Annotated in this window: 13 protein-coding genes and 1 pseudogene; 1 reads left to right on the forward strand and 13 read right to left on the reverse strand. The window is 65.1% G+C overall.

Annotation, left to right across the window (positions count from 1 at the left end; all coding sequences use genetic code 11):
* Nucleotides 1-49: 49 nt before the first annotated feature.
* Together dnaK and grpE are read right to left on the reverse strand one after the other, a co-directional pair.
* A complete protein-coding gene (dnaK, locus tag AC4QBL_RS04530) occupies nt 50-1,990 on the reverse strand; it encodes a molecular chaperone DnaK (RefSeq protein ID WP_472906633.1) in 1,941 nt (646 codons plus the stop codon).
* 97 nt (nt 1,991-2,087) lie between these two features.
* A complete protein-coding gene (grpE, locus tag AC4QBL_RS04535; RefSeq protein ID WP_472906634.1) occupies nt 2,088-2,654 on the reverse strand; it encodes a nucleotide exchange factor GrpE in 567 nt (188 codons plus the stop codon).
* Between the two features lie 150 nt (nt 2,655-2,804).
* On the opposite strand from grpE, the gene AC4QBL_RS04540 reads away from it, so the two are divergent.
* A complete protein-coding gene (locus AC4QBL_RS04540) occupies nt 2,805-3,656 on the forward strand; it encodes a fumarylacetoacetate hydrolase family protein (RefSeq protein ID WP_472906635.1) in 852 nt (283 codons plus the stop codon).
* A gap of 169 nt (nt 3,657-3,825) precedes the next feature.
* Here the strand turns inward: AC4QBL_RS04540 and AC4QBL_RS04545 are convergent, their stop codons facing one another.
* The 11 genes and pseudogenes from AC4QBL_RS04545 to AC4QBL_RS04595 form a co-directional block, all read right to left on the reverse strand.
* On the reverse strand, nt 3,826-4,182 hold the full coding sequence (locus AC4QBL_RS04545) for a winged helix-turn-helix transcriptional regulator (RefSeq protein ID WP_472899338.1): 357 nt from the start codon (nt 4,180-4,182) through the stop codon (nt 3,826-3,828).
* Nucleotides 4,183-4,333: 151 nt separating this feature from the next.
* Nucleotides 4,334-4,858 carry a MarR family winged helix-turn-helix transcriptional regulator gene (locus tag AC4QBL_RS04550; RefSeq protein WP_472906636.1) on the reverse strand — a complete coding sequence of 175 codons (525 nt, stop codon included), beginning with the start codon at nt 4,856-4,858 and terminating at the stop codon, nt 4,334-4,336.
* 70 nt (nt 4,859-4,928) lie between these two features.
* A complete protein-coding gene (locus AC4QBL_RS04555) occupies nt 4,929-6,641 on the reverse strand; it encodes an acyl-CoA dehydrogenase family protein (protein WP_472906637.1) in 1,713 nt (570 codons plus the stop codon).
* A 36-nt stretch (nt 6,642-6,677) separates the two neighbouring features.
* Nucleotides 6,678-7,361: a flavin reductase family protein gene (locus AC4QBL_RS04560; RefSeq protein WP_472906638.1), complete on the reverse strand. Its 684-nt coding sequence runs from the start codon at nt 7,359-7,361 to the stop codon at nt 6,678-6,680.
* A 16-nt stretch (nt 7,362-7,377) separates the two neighbouring features.
* Nucleotides 7,378-9,114: a tannase/feruloyl esterase family alpha/beta hydrolase gene (locus AC4QBL_RS04565; RefSeq protein ID WP_472906639.1), complete on the reverse strand. Its 1,737-nt coding sequence runs from the start codon at nt 9,112-9,114 to the stop codon at nt 7,378-7,380.
* Between the two features lie 295 nt (nt 9,115-9,409).
* A pseudogene (locus tag AC4QBL_RS04570) lies at nt 9,410-9,910 on the reverse strand (ABC transporter ATP-binding protein); the annotation flags it as partial.
* A 12-nt stretch (nt 9,911-9,922) separates the two neighbouring features.
* Nucleotides 9,923-11,692 (reverse strand): branched-chain amino acid ABC transporter ATP-binding protein/permease, encoded by a 1,770-nt coding sequence (locus AC4QBL_RS04575; protein ID WP_472906640.1) that lies wholly within the window; start codon nt 11,690-11,692, stop codon nt 9,923-9,925.
* A gap of 1 nt (nt 11,693) precedes the next feature.
* Nucleotides 11,694-12,734: a branched-chain amino acid ABC transporter permease gene (locus tag AC4QBL_RS04580; protein ID WP_472899333.1), complete on the reverse strand. Its 1,041-nt coding sequence runs from the start codon at nt 12,732-12,734 to the stop codon at nt 11,694-11,696.
* 215 nt (nt 12,735-12,949) lie between these two features.
* The gene (locus tag AC4QBL_RS04585) at nt 12,950-14,083 is read right to left on the reverse strand and encodes an ABC transporter substrate-binding protein (RefSeq protein ID WP_472906641.1); all 1,134 of its coding nucleotides are present in this window, start codon (nt 14,081-14,083) and stop codon (nt 12,950-12,952) included.
* A gap of 101 nt (nt 14,084-14,184) precedes the next feature.
* The gene (locus AC4QBL_RS04590) at nt 14,185-14,607 is read right to left on the reverse strand and encodes an acyl-CoA thioesterase (protein WP_472906642.1); all 423 of its coding nucleotides are present in this window, start codon (nt 14,605-14,607) and stop codon (nt 14,185-14,187) included.
* 9 nt (nt 14,608-14,616) lie between these two features.
* Complete coding sequence (locus AC4QBL_RS04595; protein ID WP_472906643.1) at nt 14,617-15,381, reverse strand: SDR family NAD(P)-dependent oxidoreductase; 765 nt, start codon at nt 15,379-15,381, stop codon at nt 14,617-14,619.
* Nucleotides 15,382-15,388 lie beyond the last annotated feature (7 nt).

Here is a 15,388-nt window from a genome sequence, read left to right on the forward strand (position 1 = left end):
TCGGTTACGTGGCCGGTGAGGGCGAGTGCAACCGTTCGTGGGGTGGCGATCAGCCCTTTTTGACTTCCTTGACTTCGGCGTCAACGATGTCGTCGTCAGCGGCCTTGCTGGCGTTGCCCTGGCCAGCGCCTTCGGTGGCGCCACCAGCGGCCGCAGCTTGCTCGGCCTGCGAAGCGGCGTACACCTTTTCGCCCAGCTTCTGGCTGGCCGACATCAGCGTTTCCGTCTTGGCTTCAATGGCTTCTTTGTCTTCGCCTTTGAGTGCTTCCTCGACGTCTTTCACAGCCGCCTCAATGGCGTCTTTTTCCGCTGCGTCCAGCTTGTCGCCGTGCTCAGCCAGGCTCTTCTTCACGCTGTGCACCATGGCTTCGCCCTGGTTGCGAGACTGCACCAGCTCGACCTTTTTCTTGTCGTCAGCGGCGTTGAGTTCGGCGTCTTTCACCATCTGCTGGATCTCGTCTTCGCTCAGACCCGAGTTCGCCTTGATGGTGATCTTGTTTTCCTTGCCGGTGCCTTTGTCTTTGGCGCCCACGTGCAAGATGCCGTTGGCGTCGATGTCAAAGGAGACTTCAATCTGGGGCGTACCGCGGGCCGAAGCCGGGATGCCTTCCAGGTTGAACTCGCCCAGCAACTTGTTGCCCGAAGCAATTTCGCGCTCGCCCTGGAACACCTTGATGGTCACGGCCGGCTGGTTGTCTTCGGCGGTGGAGAACACCTGCGCAAACTTGGTCGGGATCGTGGTGTTTTTCTGGATCATTTTGGTCATGACGCCGCCCATGGTCTCGATACCGAGGCTCAGCGGGGTCACGTCCAGCAGCAGCACGTCTTTGCGGTCACCGGAGAGCACCTGGCCCTGGATGGCGGCGCCCACGGCTACGGCCTCGTCGGGGTTCACGTCTTTGCGTGGCTCCTTGCCGAAGAACTCTTTGACCTTTTCCTGCACCTTGGGCATGCGCGACATGCCGCCGACCAGGATCACGTCGTGGATGTCGCCCACGCTGATGCCGGCGTCCTTGATGGCCATGCGGCACGGTGCAATGGTGCGCTCGATCAGCTCTTCCACCAGGGCTTCGAGCTTGGCACGCGTGAGCTTGATGTTCAGGTGCTTGGGGCCCGACGCGTCGGCGGTGATGTAGGGCAGGTTCAGGTCGGTGGCGGCCGAGCTGGACAGCTCGATCTTGGCTTTTTCAGCGGCTTCTTTCAGGCGCTGCAGGGCCAACACGTCTTTGGACAGGTCAACGCCTTGTTCTTTCTTGAACTCGCCAATGATGTAGTCGATGATGCGCTGGTCGAAGTCTTCGCCGCCCAGGAAGGTGTCACCGTTGGTGGACAGCACCTCGAACTGTTTTTCGCCGTCGACGTCGGCGATCTCGATGATCGACACGTCAAACGTGCCACCACCCAGGTCGTACACGGCGATCTTGCGGTCGCCCTTTTCCTGCTTGTCCAGGCCGAAGGCCAGGGCCGCAGCGGTGGGCTCGTTGATGATGCGCTTCACATCCAGGCCGGCAATGCGGCCTGCGTCTTTGGTGGCCTGGCGCTGGGCGTCGTTGAAGTAGGCCGGCACCGTGATGACGGCTTCGGTCACCGGTTCGCCCAGGTAGTCCTCGGCGGTTTTCTTCATCTTGCGCAAAATGTCGGCGCTGACCTGCTGGGCCGAAATCTGTTTGCCGCGCACTTCCACCCAGGCGTCGCCGTTGTCGGCGGCCACGATGGAGTAAGGCATGAGGTTGATGTCCTTCTGGACTTCTTTCTCGGTGAACTTGCGACCAATCAGGCGCTTGATCGCGTAGAGCGTGTTGCGCGGGTTGGTCACGGCCTGGCGCTTGGCGCTGGCGCCCACGAGCACTTCACCGTCTTCCTGGTAAGCCACGATCGACGGTGTGGTGCGTGCACCCTCCGAGTTCTCGATCACCTTGGTGGTGTTGCCTTCCATGATGGACACGCACGAGTTGGTGGTGCCCAGGTCGATGCCGATGATTCTTCCCATGTTGTTTGCTCCGGTACGAAAAATGAATTGGTGAAAAGGATGTTTGGGATGTGTGGATAAACCCCCTTGCTTTCAAGGGGATACCCGCACAAAACACTCAGTGGGGTGCGGCCACCGTGACGAGCGCCGGGCGCAACACGCGGTCGGCGATCAGGTAGCCTTTTTGCAGCACGCTGACCACCGTGTTGGCTTCCTGCTCGGCGGGCACCATGCTGATGGCTTGGTGCTGGTGCGGGTCAAACTTGCTGCCAGCGGCGGGGGCAATTTCCAGCACCTTGTGGCGCTCCAGCGCGGTTTTGAGCTGCTTGAGGGTGGCTTCAGAACCTTCGCGCAGTTGCTCGCGCGTGGCTTCCTGAATGGCCAGGCCGGCTTCCAGGCTGTCGGCCACGGCCAGCAGGCTGTCGGCAAAGCTTTCCACCGCAAATTTGCGCGCCTTGCTCATCTCGTCTTCGGCGCGGCGGCGGGTGTTTTCGGCTTCGGCCTTGGCGCGCAGAAACTGCTCGGCCAGATCGGCGTTTTGGGCTTTGAGGGTGCTGACTTCGTTGGACAGGGCTGCCAGCGCATCGGCTTCGGCCACGGCGGCTGCGGCCAGCGCTTCTTCCGGGCTCACAGGCGCGGCATGTTCAGGGCTGGTGCTTTCGGCGGAGTGGGGTTGTTGGCTCATGTGCGTTGATGGTTTGACGTGAATTCAAAGGCAAAGCTTGCTGGGCGGTAACTTGGGGCTTGTCGCGCAAGTTCAAGTGTGAGCGCCCGCAAAGGCGGCAAATCGGCGGTCGTCGGGTGAAAATCGGGGTTTTGTCACAGAACAACGTCCATGAAACTCTTTCGCCACGGCCCGCAGGGCGCAGAAAAACCCGGTTTGTTGGATGCGAGCGGCGCCTTGCGCGATCTCTCTGGCGTGCTCACCGACATCACACCCGCCACGCTGGGCCCCGATTCTATGTCCCGTCTGGCCGCGCTCGACCCGAGCACCTTGCCGCGGGTGCCCGCTGGCGCCCGGCTGGGCGCCTGTGTGGGCGGTGTGGGCAACGTGGTGTGCATCGGTTTGAACTACGCCGACCACGCAGCCGAGGCGGGCCTGAAGCCGCCCGGCCAGCCCATTGTGTTCAACAAACACAGCGGTGCCATCAGTGGCCCCAACGACCCGGTGTGGCTTCCACCCGGGTCGGTCAAGCTGGACTGGGAGGTGGAGCTGGGCATCGTGATCGGGCAGCGGGCTTTTCATGTGAGCGAGGCCGAAGCGCTGCAACACGTGGCGGGTTATTGCCTGGTGAACGATGTGTCTGAGCGGGCCTACCAGATCGAACTGGAAGGGCAGTGGACCAAAGGCAAGAGCTACCCCACGCACTGCCCGGTGGGTCCTTGGCTGGTGACGCCCGACGAGCTGGGCAACCCGCAAAATGTGGACCTGTGGCTGGAGGTGAACGGCGTGCGCCGCCAAACGGGCAACACCCGCACCATGATCTTCGGCGTGGCGCAGATCGTGAGCTACCTGAGCCGTTTCATGGCGCTGCAACCGGGTGACGTGATCGCCACCGGTACCCCACCCGGCGTGGGCATGGGCCAGAAGCCCCCGGTGTATCTGAAGGCTGGTGATGTGGTGCGTCTGGGCGGCCGCGCCTTGGGCGAGCAGTGCCAGACCGTGGTGGACAGTCCGGCAGGCTGAGAGCCTTTCGCGCGTGCCCGCTCACCACCCCAAAACGCACCCGCACGGCGATGCAAATGCGCGCCATAGCCTTGCTATGGCTGTGCTTTGCGCCTTGATCGGGCACGTTTTGAGGCGTCGCTCGGACGCGCGCGAAAAACTCTCAGCCTCTGAGCTTTTCTGGCCCGGCTCAGGCGGCCGGGCGGGCCGGCTCACGCTGGGCGGAGGCCGCGGCGTTGGCAGCCGCCCGGGCTTGTTGCTGGCTCCATTTCGGCGCGAACTGCTGCACGTCGTGCAGGCGGCGGGCCAGGTCGGCCCCTTGCGATGTGAGCCGGTAGCCCTCGCCAGAGTGGTCCACCAGGCGGGCCGCGCGCAGCTCTTTCAGGCGGGTGTTGAGCGTGTTGGGCGTGACGCCGCCCACGCTGTCTTGCAGCAGGCGGAAAGTCTGGGGGTGGCCGTCGCTCAGGGCCCAGATCACCCGCAGGGCATAGCGCGATTCCAGCAGGTCGAACAGCCGGATCACAGCGGCGTTGTCTTTGGCACTCATGCGGGTTCTCCTGTGACGGCCTGGCGCAGGCTGCCCGCTAACGCTTGTGGGGCAGGCTTGCTAGCAGTTTTCTAGCTGGAGACCATGGTGCCCGTGCGCAAGGGTTCGAACGATCCGGATTTACCCCCATTGCCGTTGTGGGGACATGCGTTCAGCGGTGGTAGACCTTGTGGAGCAGCGCGTTGAGGGTTTGCAACTCGTCGGCCGTGAGGGCCCCGGAGACATCTTGCTCCAGCTGGGTAGCGGTGCTCTGCGCTTCGCGTTGCAGGCGTTTGCCGGCGGCCGAGACGTGCAGGCCCTGGGCCCGGCGGTCGGTGGGGTGGGGGCGGCGTTCCACCAGCCCGCGCTTTTCCAGGCTCTTGATCATGCCCACCAGGTTGGGCGGCAAGATGTCGAGGGCGGTGCAGATCTGGCGCGAGGTGATGCCGGGGTTGTGTGCGATGAGCGTGAGCACCGAAAAGTCCACCGGGCGCAGGCCAAACGGCTCCATGCGCTGCAAAAACACCGAAATCACGGCCAGCGCCGCACGGCGCGCGTTGTAGCCCAGCAAGGTTTCCAGGTACGAGGTGTCCAGCTCGCCGGACCCGGTTACCGGGGTGGGCTCTGTGGCGGCTTCACCTTGCGCCCGGGCGGTGCGCGGTCGGCGCAGGTTGTTGGCAACGGAGGTCTCAGACATCGTTAGAGCATAGCGCGAGCGCGCAGACTCCCCAGCGCCCAAACCAACGCGCTGCGCGGGTCTGGCCGCGTCATGCTGCGCTGAGGCTGGCGCCCATGATGGCCATGCGGGTGTCAAATTCGGGCCAGACCCAGTGCCAGAAACCGGTGTGGGCGGTGCGCCAGCGCGGGCTGTCGGCCTGCGTTGCAACGGCCACGCGGCTCCAGGCCCAGGCCATCAGCAGCATGGCCAGGGCGCGCAGGTAGTCGTCCGCCAACCAAAAAGGCAGCTCGGGCGATGCGCCTGGCGCGCGGGTGCCGGGGATCAGTTGCTCGGTGGTGAAGTGCGTGAAGCGGGCCATGGCCTGGCGTGTGCGCTCGGCGTCGGGGCTGTCGCCCAGCTCGGCGGCCATTTCGCTCAGCAGTGCGCTCAGCGCAGCAGCGCCATCGGGCAGCACCTTGCGCACCAGCAGGTCAATGGCCTGAATTTCGTTGGTGCCCTCGTAGATCATGGCCACGCGGGCGTCGCGCACGATCTGCTCAATGCCCCATTCGCGCACATAGCCGTGGCCGCCAAACACCTGCAGGCAAGCGCTGGCGCCGCTGAAGGCCTGGTCTGTCCAGGCCGACTTGAGCACCGGCGTAACCAGGCTGCACCAGCGCTGAGCGGCTTCGCGGCGGGCCGCATCGGGGTGCTGTTTGAGGGTGTCGAGTTCGAGCGCGGTGCGGTAAGCCACCACGCGGCCGGCGTCCACCCAGGCGCGTTGGGTGTCGAGCACGCGGCGCATGGCCGGGTGCTGGTGGATGGTGTCTGCCTCACCGGCTTTGCTGGCGCTGCCCGGGGCGCGCATTTGGCGGCGGTCCTGGGCGTAGGCATGGGCCTTTTGCCAGGCAGCGTCGAGCAGGCCAATGCCTTGCAGACCCACGTGCAGGCGGGCAGCGTTCATCATGATGAACATGGCGTTGAGCCCCTTGCCGGGCTCGCCCACGATCCAGGCGGCGGCTTCGTCGAAACGCATCACGCAAGTGGGGCTGCCGTGCAGTCCCATTTTTTCTTCAATGCGCTCGCAGACCACGGCGCTGCGCGTGCCGTCTTCGTAAAACTTGGGCACGAGAAACAGCGACAGGCCTTTGGGGCCGGGCGGGCTCTCAGGCAGGCGCGCCAGCACCAGGTGAACGATGTTGTCGGTCAGGTCGTGTTCGCCACCTGAGATGAAGATTTTGGTGCCGCTCAGCGCGTATCGACCGTCCGGCTGCGGCACGGCCTTGGTGCGCACCAGCCCGAGGTCTGAGCCCGCGTGCGGTTCGGTCAGGCACATGGTGGCCAGCCATTCGCCGGTGGCCACTTTTTCCAGGTAGCGGGCCTTGAGCTCTGGCGAGGCGTGGTGCTTGATGCATTCGTAGGCGCCGTGCAGCAGGCCCGGCGCCATGGTCCAGCCGTGGTTGGCGGCGCTGAGGTTTTCATACAGCATGGCCTCCAGCACCGTTGGCAGGCCCTGGCCACCGTCTTCGGTGGCGCAAGCCAGCGAAGGCCAGCCGGCTTGCCAGAAGGCCTGGTAAGCGTCCCGGAACCCGGGCGGCATGGTGACCGCGCCGTCCTGCCAATGGGCGCCGGTTTCGTCGCCCTCGCGGTTCAGCGGGGCCACCACTTCGCCCACAAACTTGGCCGCCTCGTCCGTCACCTGCGTCAGCAGGTCGTCATCGAAGTCGCTGTAGGCGGGCAGCGCCGCCAATTGCTGTGCGGCCTGCAGCACGTGGTTGAGGATGAAGCGTTGTTCGGCGGGTTGGGGCTGGTAGGCGTTCATGGGTGTGATCGAAACAATGCGTTTTTACGGGTTGTGTCAGCGGTGCCGGGTTGCCTGCGCGGCCTTGTCGGGCGAACCTTCAAGCCCCGCCAGCAGCGCCTTGCTGTTGCCGGGAATCACCATCTGGAACTTGTTGTCCACCGTGGTGTAGTCAAAGTAGCCCATGCGGGCAATGGGCTGCATCTTCAGCACGTCGACCAAGCCGTCGCCGTCGATGTAGTCATCGTCAATGTGGATGCCCACCACACGGCCAAACACCACGTCCACCGTGCCCATGGGCGGGCGGCCTGGGAAGCGCACCGTGTTGAGGTATTCGCACTCGAACTGGATCGGTGAGCCTTTGACGCGCATGGATTTCACCAGCCGGCTTTCCAGCTTCTCCAGCCCGGCGCGCTCAAACTCGTCCACGCCGTGCGGCAGTTCTTCGGCGCTGATGTTGACCGCCTCGCGCAGCGCGAAGGTGGCCATGTTCCATACAAACTGGCCCATCTGCTCGGCGTTGCGCACCGAGTCCTTGCGTTCGCCCTGCGTGGTCTGGTTGGCGCTGAACATGACGATCGGCGGGTCAAACGTCACGTTTTGAAACTGGCTGTAGGGCGCCAGGTTGTGCCGCCCCCGCGCGTCCACCGTGGATATCCAGCCGATGGGGCGCGGCACCACGCACGACTTGAACGGGTCGTGCGGCAGACCGTGGGGCGTTTTGCCGGGTTCGTAGTACATGGTTGTTCTGGCAGGTTCAGCGGCAGACGAAGTTGGCGGCGTCTTCCATGCTGCCGCTGCCTTGGTAGGTGGCGACCGTCGGGTACGCGCACAGTGGGCGGCTGCGGTTGGCGGACCAGTCGGCAGGCAACTCGGCGTTCACACCGCCGGGGTTGCCAGCGCCACGCGCTGTGGCGACCACGGCCTGTGGTGCCTGGCCCTGCTCGACCCACTTGACGAGTGGTGAGAGCAGGTCGAACTGGTCGGTGGACAGGCCGCCGCTGCAGTGCGCCATGCCGGGCACGGGGAAGTAGCGCGCGAACGAATCGGCTTGACCACCCAGGGCCTTGTCCAGGCGCTGCATCCACTGGCGGGTGTCTTCGGCGGAGAAGATTGCATCCGCCACGCCGTGGTAAACGACCATTTTCGCGCCACGGTCTTTGAGCTTGGCCAGGTTGACCGGGTTTTCATGGCCGGGTGGCGTCATGAGCGACTGGCCCGACTCCCGGTACACCTCGTTGGTGGCGCTGAACATGAGCAGTCGGGCGGAGATGTCGACCTTGAGCGGGTCGAACATGCCCGTCGGCACACTGAACACGGTGCCAACCGACAGCGGGTCCAGCGCCACCGCGTTGGCAAACTTCCAGGTGGCCCAGTTGTCACCGGCCAGGCCTGGGTCGTAATCAAAGGCCGAATAGATGGACTGGCCGTCTGCCGTGCGTCCCCCGGTGAAGACGCGGGCCACCACGTCTTTTTGCGCTGCGCTCAGGCACTGGCCGTTGCGCTCACCGGTGCAGGTCGGCACGTCGGTGGCCAGATTGAAAGTGGTCTGGCAGGCTTGTGTGGCCTGTACCAGGCCATCCTTGGCGCCGTCCAGTGCATCGCACCTGCCCAGCACAGCGTCGGCCACCAGTTGGCGCTCGGCCTTGGTGAACGCGCCGCTGAGGTCGGGGATGCTGGCGCTGGGGTTGAGTGGGTGCTTGGTGGTGGCGCCCACTGCGGCGAGTGGTGCCCACTGCTGGGCACCCCAGAGCTGGGCCAGCGCCGCGTTGGGCAGGCGGTAGCCCGGTGCCCCCACCAGGTAGCCGTCGTAGGCCTGACCACGCGCAGCCTCGACCATCGCGTGGCGCCCGCCGTTGGAGCAGCCGCCGAGGTAAGAGCGGTCCGGTCCCTTGCCGTAGGCGGAGGCGATCAGCGCCTTGGCCATGGGTGTGAGCTTGGCCACCGCTTGGTAGCCGTAGTCCAGGCGCGACTGGGCCTCAAGGCCAAAGTAGGGCGTCTGTGCACCCGTGTGGCCCGCGTCCGAACTGAGGACCGCAAAGCCCTGCTTGAGCGCACCGGTCAATGGGCCTCCGCCCAGCGCACCTTCGGCGGGGCGAACGGCGCCGTCCAGCCCACCGTTGCCCTGGTAATAAAAGCGGCCATTCCAATCTTTGGGCAAGCGCATTTCAAAGCCGATGGCGTAGTCGCGGCCATCGGTGCCTTTGCGTGGGTGCATCTGGCCCTTGACCAAGCAGTGCGCACCCACCTCGGCGCCCGTGGGCGACACCCGACCCGGTTCCACCACGGCGGCCGATTGCAGCCGGAGCTGGTCGAACTGGAATTGCTGGGTCAGGCCGTCGCACTGCTGCAGGCTGGCGCCCACGGCGGGCGCCAGCACTGGAGCGGCTGCGCCGGACGACGAAAGCCCCGGGGACGTGGCGCAGGCCGTGACCGCGATGCATACGGCTGCGGGCAGGGCGAGGCGGGTAGCGTGTGCAAAGGGATGGTTCATGGGGGGGCTCCTGGTGGTGTCTGGGTGGCGCAAAAGGGGTGGTTCCGCTGGCGGGCGGTATTCAGGCGGGTTGGCGGGCGCTGCCCAGGTAGGTTTCGATCACGCGGGGGTCGTTGGCCAGTTCGCTGGCCGGGCCTTGGGCGCTGAGTTCGCCCATTTCCAGCACGTAGCCGTGGTCGGCCACCTGCAGCGCGGCGCGGGCGTTTTGCTCCACCAGCACAATGGTCACGCCGGTCTCGCGCAGGCGCTTGATGATGGAAAAAATCTCGCGCACGATCAGTGGTGCTAGGCCCAGGCTGGGCTCGTCGAGCATCAGCAACTCGGGCCCCGACATGAGCGCGCGGCCCACCGCCAGCATCTGGCGTTCGCCGCCCGAGAGCGTGCCGGCGAGCTGGGTGCGGCGCTCTTGCAGGCGCGGGAAGATGCTGTAGACATCGTCGAGCTTGCTGCGCCACTGCGCGTTGCCCAGGCGCATCTGGCGAAAGCCGCCCAGCAGCAGGTTGTCTTCCACCGGCATGGTGCTGAACAGCTCGCGCTTTTCGGGTACCAGCGCCATGCCGTTCATCACGCGCTCTTCGAGCGTGAGGGTGCTGATGTCCTGGCCTCGAAACTCAATGGTTCCCTTGCCCGGCAGGATGCCCATGACGGTGTTGAGCAGCGTGGACTTGCCCGCGCCGTTGGGCCCGATGACGGTGATGACGCTGCCTTTGTCGGCGTGCAGGTCGATGCCGTGCAGCACCTCGGCACGGCCGTAGCCGGCGCGCAGGCCTTTGAGCTGAAGAAGGGGTGTGCTCATGTTGGGGCTCTTTTAGTGGTCGGTGCCGAGGTAGGCGGCGCGCACCTTGGGGTCTTGCTGAATTTGGGCTGGTGGCCCTTGCGTGAGCAGGGTGCCAAACTCCATCACCACCAGGTGGTCGCAAATCTGCATCACCAGGTCCATGTCGTGTTCCACCAGCAAGATGCTCATGCCCTCAAGCTTGAGCTGGCGCAGCACACCGGCCAGCGCCTGCTTTTCCTGGTGGCGCAGACCGGCGGCGGGTTCGTCCAGCAGCAGCAGGGCAGGGTCGGCGCACAGCGCGCGGGCAATCTCCATCAGCCGCTGCGGCCCCATGGCCAGGTTGCCCGCCTGCTCGTGCAGGTAAGCGCCCATGCCAATGCGTTCCAGCTGGCGCTGCGCTTCGCGAAACAGCTGCTGCTCTTCGGTGCGGTTGGCGCGCAACATGGCGGACAGCACACCCTTGCGGCCCCGGGTGTGGGTGCCCAAGGCCACGTTTTCCAGCACCGTCATGTCGGGGATCATCTTCACGTGCTGAAAGGTGCGGGCCATGCCTTGGCAGGCGATGCTGCGCGAGTTCAGGCTGCTGATGGACTTGCCGCGGTACACCACCTCGCCGCTGGTGGCGGGCAGCACGCCCGTGATCAGGTTGAACGTGGTCGACTTGCCCGCACCGTTGGGCCCAATCAGGCCCACGATCTGGCCGGCGTGAATCTGGAAACTGATGTCGTTCACCGCCACCAGGCCGCCAAACTGCATGCGGGCCTTGCGCACATCGAGCACCAGCGCACCGGCCTCGGGCTTGTCGCGCTCGGGCAGGGCGGCCGCCTGTTGCCAGTCCACCGTGCGCGCCCGCTTGGGCAGGTGGCGGCCCACCAAAGACCACAAGCCGTCGGGCAGGTACTTCAGCACCATCACCAGCGCAATGCCAAACACGATCACTTCGTAGCTGCCGCTGGTGCCCATCAGCTTGGGCAGCAGCACCTGGAGCTGGTCTTCCAGCACGCGGATGAGGCCAGCGCCCACGATGGCGCCCCACACATGGCCCACGCCACCCACCACCGCCATGAACAGGTATTCAATGCCCATCTTCAAGCCGAAGGCCGACGGATTGACGGTGCGCTGAAAGTGCGCCAGCAGCCAGCCCGCCACCGAAGCCAGCAGCGCGGCCAGCACAAAGATCGTGACCTTGTAGCGGAAGGTGCTGATGCCCATGGCCTCGGCCATTTGCGAGCCGCCTTTGAGCGCTCGGATGGCGCGGCCCGCGCGCGAGTCCAGCAGGTGCAGCAGACCCGCAGCGAAGGCCAGCAACAGCACCCAGGTGAGCACGAAGAAGGCGCGGCCCTGGCCGATGTCGAATTCGCCGATGCTCAGGCTCTTGATGCCCAGCAGGCCGTCGTATTTGCCCAGCGCGTCCAGGTTGCCCATGAGGTAATACAGCGACAAGCCCCAGGCTATGGTGGCCAGCGGCAGGTAGTGGCCCGACATGCGCAGTGTGATCAGACCCACCAGCAGCGCGCTGCCGGCGGTGAGGCCCATGCCCACGAACAGCGTGAGCCAGGGCGAGAGGCCGGTGTTGAGCGTGAGCCAGGCGGTGGTGTAGGCGCCAATGCCCACAAACGCGGCCTGGCCAAACGAGGTCAGCCCGCCCACACCCGTGAGCAGCACCAGACCCAGCACGGTGATGCTGTACATGCCGATGTAGTTGAGCTGGGTGATCCAGAAGTCGGGCAGGGGCAAGACAGCGATCAGCGGAATGGCGGCGCCCAGGACCAGCAGGCCCATGTTTTGCAGGTTCTTCATGTCAGTGGTCCTCATCGGAATGCTTGCTTCTCAAGGACCGGAAGAGCAGGACCGGAAGAATCAGGGTGAACACAATCACTTCTTTGAAGGCGCTGGCCCAGAACGAGCCGAACGCCTCGATCACGCCCACAAACAGCGCCGCAATGAGCGCGCCGGGGTAGCTGGCCAGGCCGGCGGCCACGGCGGCCACGAAACCTTTCAAGCCGATCAGAAAGCCCGAGTCGTAAAACACGGTGGTGGTCGGGCCGATGAGCAGGCCCGAGAGCGCGCCAATGAACGCCGCCATGGTGAAGGTGAGCTGACCCGAGGCCTGCGACGAAATGCCCATCAGGCGTGCGCCGGTGCGGTTGACCGCGGTGGCGCGCAGCGCCTTGCCGCGCAGCGAGCGCTCAAAGTACAGCCACAGCAGCACGATCAGCGCGATGGTGGCCAGCGCGGTGATGATGGCCTGGCCCGAAAGCATGACCGGGCCGATGTTCAGACGCAGGTCCCAGAACGCGGGGTTGCGGAAACCTTCAGCGCCAAAGAACACGAGGCCCAGGCCGGTCATGGCGAAATGCACGCCCACCGACACGATCAGCAGCACCAGTGGCGTGGCGCTTTCCAGCGACTGGTAGGCCACGCGGTACACCAGCGGGCCATACACCGTGACCACCGCCACGCTGAGCGCGGCCTGCACGGCCAGCGGAAACTGCTGCGGCGCCGCCCAGATGGCGATGCCCGCTACCACCAGCGGCACGATCAGCATGCGGCCGGCGGCCTTGAACGCCACCAGCGCGTTGCGGTGGTGCTGCCAGCGGCCTGAAAGCTCCATGAGCGCGGCCACACCGGCCAGCAGCAACAGCAGCCACACGGTGCCGGGCACCTGCCCGGTTTGAAAAATGGCCAGGGTGAGCGCGCCATAGGCTACGAATTCACCCTGGGGAATGAAGATGACCCGCGTGACGGTGAACACCAGCACGGTGGCTAGCCCGAGCAGGGCATACACGGCGCCATTGGTCAGGCCGTCCAGCAACAAAATGCTGGCGATCGAGAAGTCCATAGAAGCCTAACGAGAAAAGAAATGGCTGAAAAAACTTAGGCGGCGATGCGCAAGACTGTCCGAAGAAAGTCCCCCCTCGCCATGCGCGAAGTGCCTCCCTCCAGAGGCATCCAGGGTCCGGCTCCGCCGGCCCGAGATGCCGTCCCCCCTCCCAGCGCCGAAGGCGCGCCAGAGAGGGGGGAAGCCGCGTCAGCGGCGCAGGGGGGTGATCCGAATCACTCCACCTTGAACTTGCCGTCCACCACCTTGAGCATCACGCCGGTTTCCAGCGTGTAACCCCAGTGGTCCGCCGCCGTCCAGTTCATCACGCCATGCGAGAAGATGGTGCGGCCCATGGTTTCCATGGCGTCGCGGATGGCGGCACGGAACTCGGGCGTGCCGGGCTTGGCTTTCTTCAGCGCCACCGGAATGACTTTTTCCAGCGTGATCTGGGCGTCGTAGGCATGGCCGGCAAACTGGTTGCGCATGCCGGCACCCACCGCAGCTTCGTACTTCTGCACGAAGTCAATGGCCACCTTTTTGGATGGGTGGCTGTCGGGCAGCTGCTCGGCAATCACAGCCGGGCCGGACACCACATAAGCGCCTTCAACGGCTTTGCCGCCCACGCGCATCAGGTCTTGGGTGGCCGCGGCGTGCGTCTGGTAAATCTTGCCTTTGAAGCCCCGGTCCACCATGGCCATGTGGGGCATGGCAGCGCCAGAGCCAGAGGCCACGATCAGCACCGCGTCGGGGTTGGTGGCGTTGATCTTGAGCGCCTGCGGGGTCACGCTGGTGTCGTTGCGGGCAAAGCGCTCGGTGGCCACGATTTTGATGCCGGCCTTGTCCAGCAGCGGGCCAATTTCTTTCAGCCACTGCTCGCCGTAGGCGTCGGTGTAGCCCAGGAAGCCGATGGTTTTGACGCCCTGTTTCTTCATGTGCTCGACCACGGCGTGGCCCATCACCGTGTTGGACTGCGGCAGGCGGAACACCCACTTGTCTTTGCCCGGTGGCAGGCCCACGGGGGAGCCGGCCAGTTGCACCGTGCCGGCTTCAGAGGCGATGTCGCTCATGGCGGCCGCCACCGAGGTGATGCACGAGCCAATGATCATGTCCACCTTGTCTTCGGTCACAAAGCGGCGGGCGTTGGCGGCACCTTTGCCGGGGTCGGTGGCGTCGTCCAGGATGATCAGGTTGACCTTTTCACCGGCGATGGTCTTGGGAAACAGCTTGAACTGGTTCTGCATGGGAATGCCCAGGCCGGAGCCGGGGCCGGTGAGCGCGAGGCTGACGCCGATGTTGATGTCGGCGTGTGCGGCGGTGCTGGCCAAGGTGGCGATGGCAACGGCAACCAGGGTTTTGATGGCTTTCATGGACTGTCTCCTGTTCAGGGGTGGGGGATACGGACTGGGGATCGGTTGGGGGAACTGGCAGGCGTCTTGTGCGCCCTTCATGGGTGACTTCGGGGAAGCGCTCAGGCGGTGCACAGCGCCTTGATGTCGGCGGGCACCGGAATGGCTTTGATGCGGTCGGGATCGTCGGGGTGCTTGATGCAGAAGGCCCGCGTTTCCAGACCTTCGCACAGCACCACGTCGCCTCGCATCACCACGTGTTTCTGGATCACGACCTTGTCGCGCCATTCCTGGATGCTGGTGTGGATCTGCAGCCGCTCGCCATAGGTGGCTGGGCGCATGAATTTTGTGTTGATCTCCAGCAGCGGCGTGCCGATGATGCCGGTCGTTTTCACCAGCTCGCGCCAGGGCGGCACGCCGCACTGCACGAAAAAGTTCAGCGACGAGGCGTCCATCCACTTGCTGAAATTGGGAAAGAACACGATGCCGGCGGGATCGCAGTCGCCGAACATCACATCCACTTCGTACACAACGGTTTTGGTCATGTGATGCTTTCAGCGTGGGCTCATGCGCAGGGCGCCATCGAGCCGGATGGTTTCGCCGTTCAGGTGGCCGTTGGTGACGATGTGCGCGGCCAGTTGCGCGAACTCTTCGGGCTTGCCCAGGCGCTGCGGAAACGGAATGCTCGCGGCCAGCGATTGCTGCACCGGCTCGGGCAGGGTCTGCATGAGCGGGGTGAGAAACAGGCCGGGCGCGATGGTGCAGACGCGAATGCCGTGCTGCGCCAGGTCGCGCGCCATGGGCAGCGTCATGCCGGCCACGCCGGCTTTGGACGCGCTGTAAGCCTGCTGGCCCACCTGGCCATCAAATGCGGCCACCGAAGCGGTGAACACCATCACGCCGCGTTCGCCGTCTTCCATCGGGTCGAGCTTGGCGCAGGCGGCGGCAAACAGGCGCGCCGCGTTGTAGGTGCCGATCAGGTTGACGTTGATCACGCGCGCAAAGTCTTCCAGCGGCGCGGCGTTGCCGTCTTTGCCAACCACGCGCTTGGCGCTGCCAATGCCGGCGATCTGCATCAAAATGCGCGCCGGGCCGTGGGCGGCAGCGGCGGTGTCGATGGCGGCCTGCATGCTCTCAGTGTTGGCCACGTCGCAGACCACGGCAACGCCGCCGATCTCGGCCGCCACGCGCTGGGCGTTGTCCAGGTTCAGGTCGAGCACCGCGACCTTGGCGCCCAGGCGGGCGAGTTCGCGGGCGGTGGCTTCACCGAGGCCGGAGCCTCCACCGGTGACGAGGGCAGCGTGTCCTTGGATGTTCATGGGGGAT

This window comes from Hydrogenophaga sp. L99 (assembly GCF_058731905.1).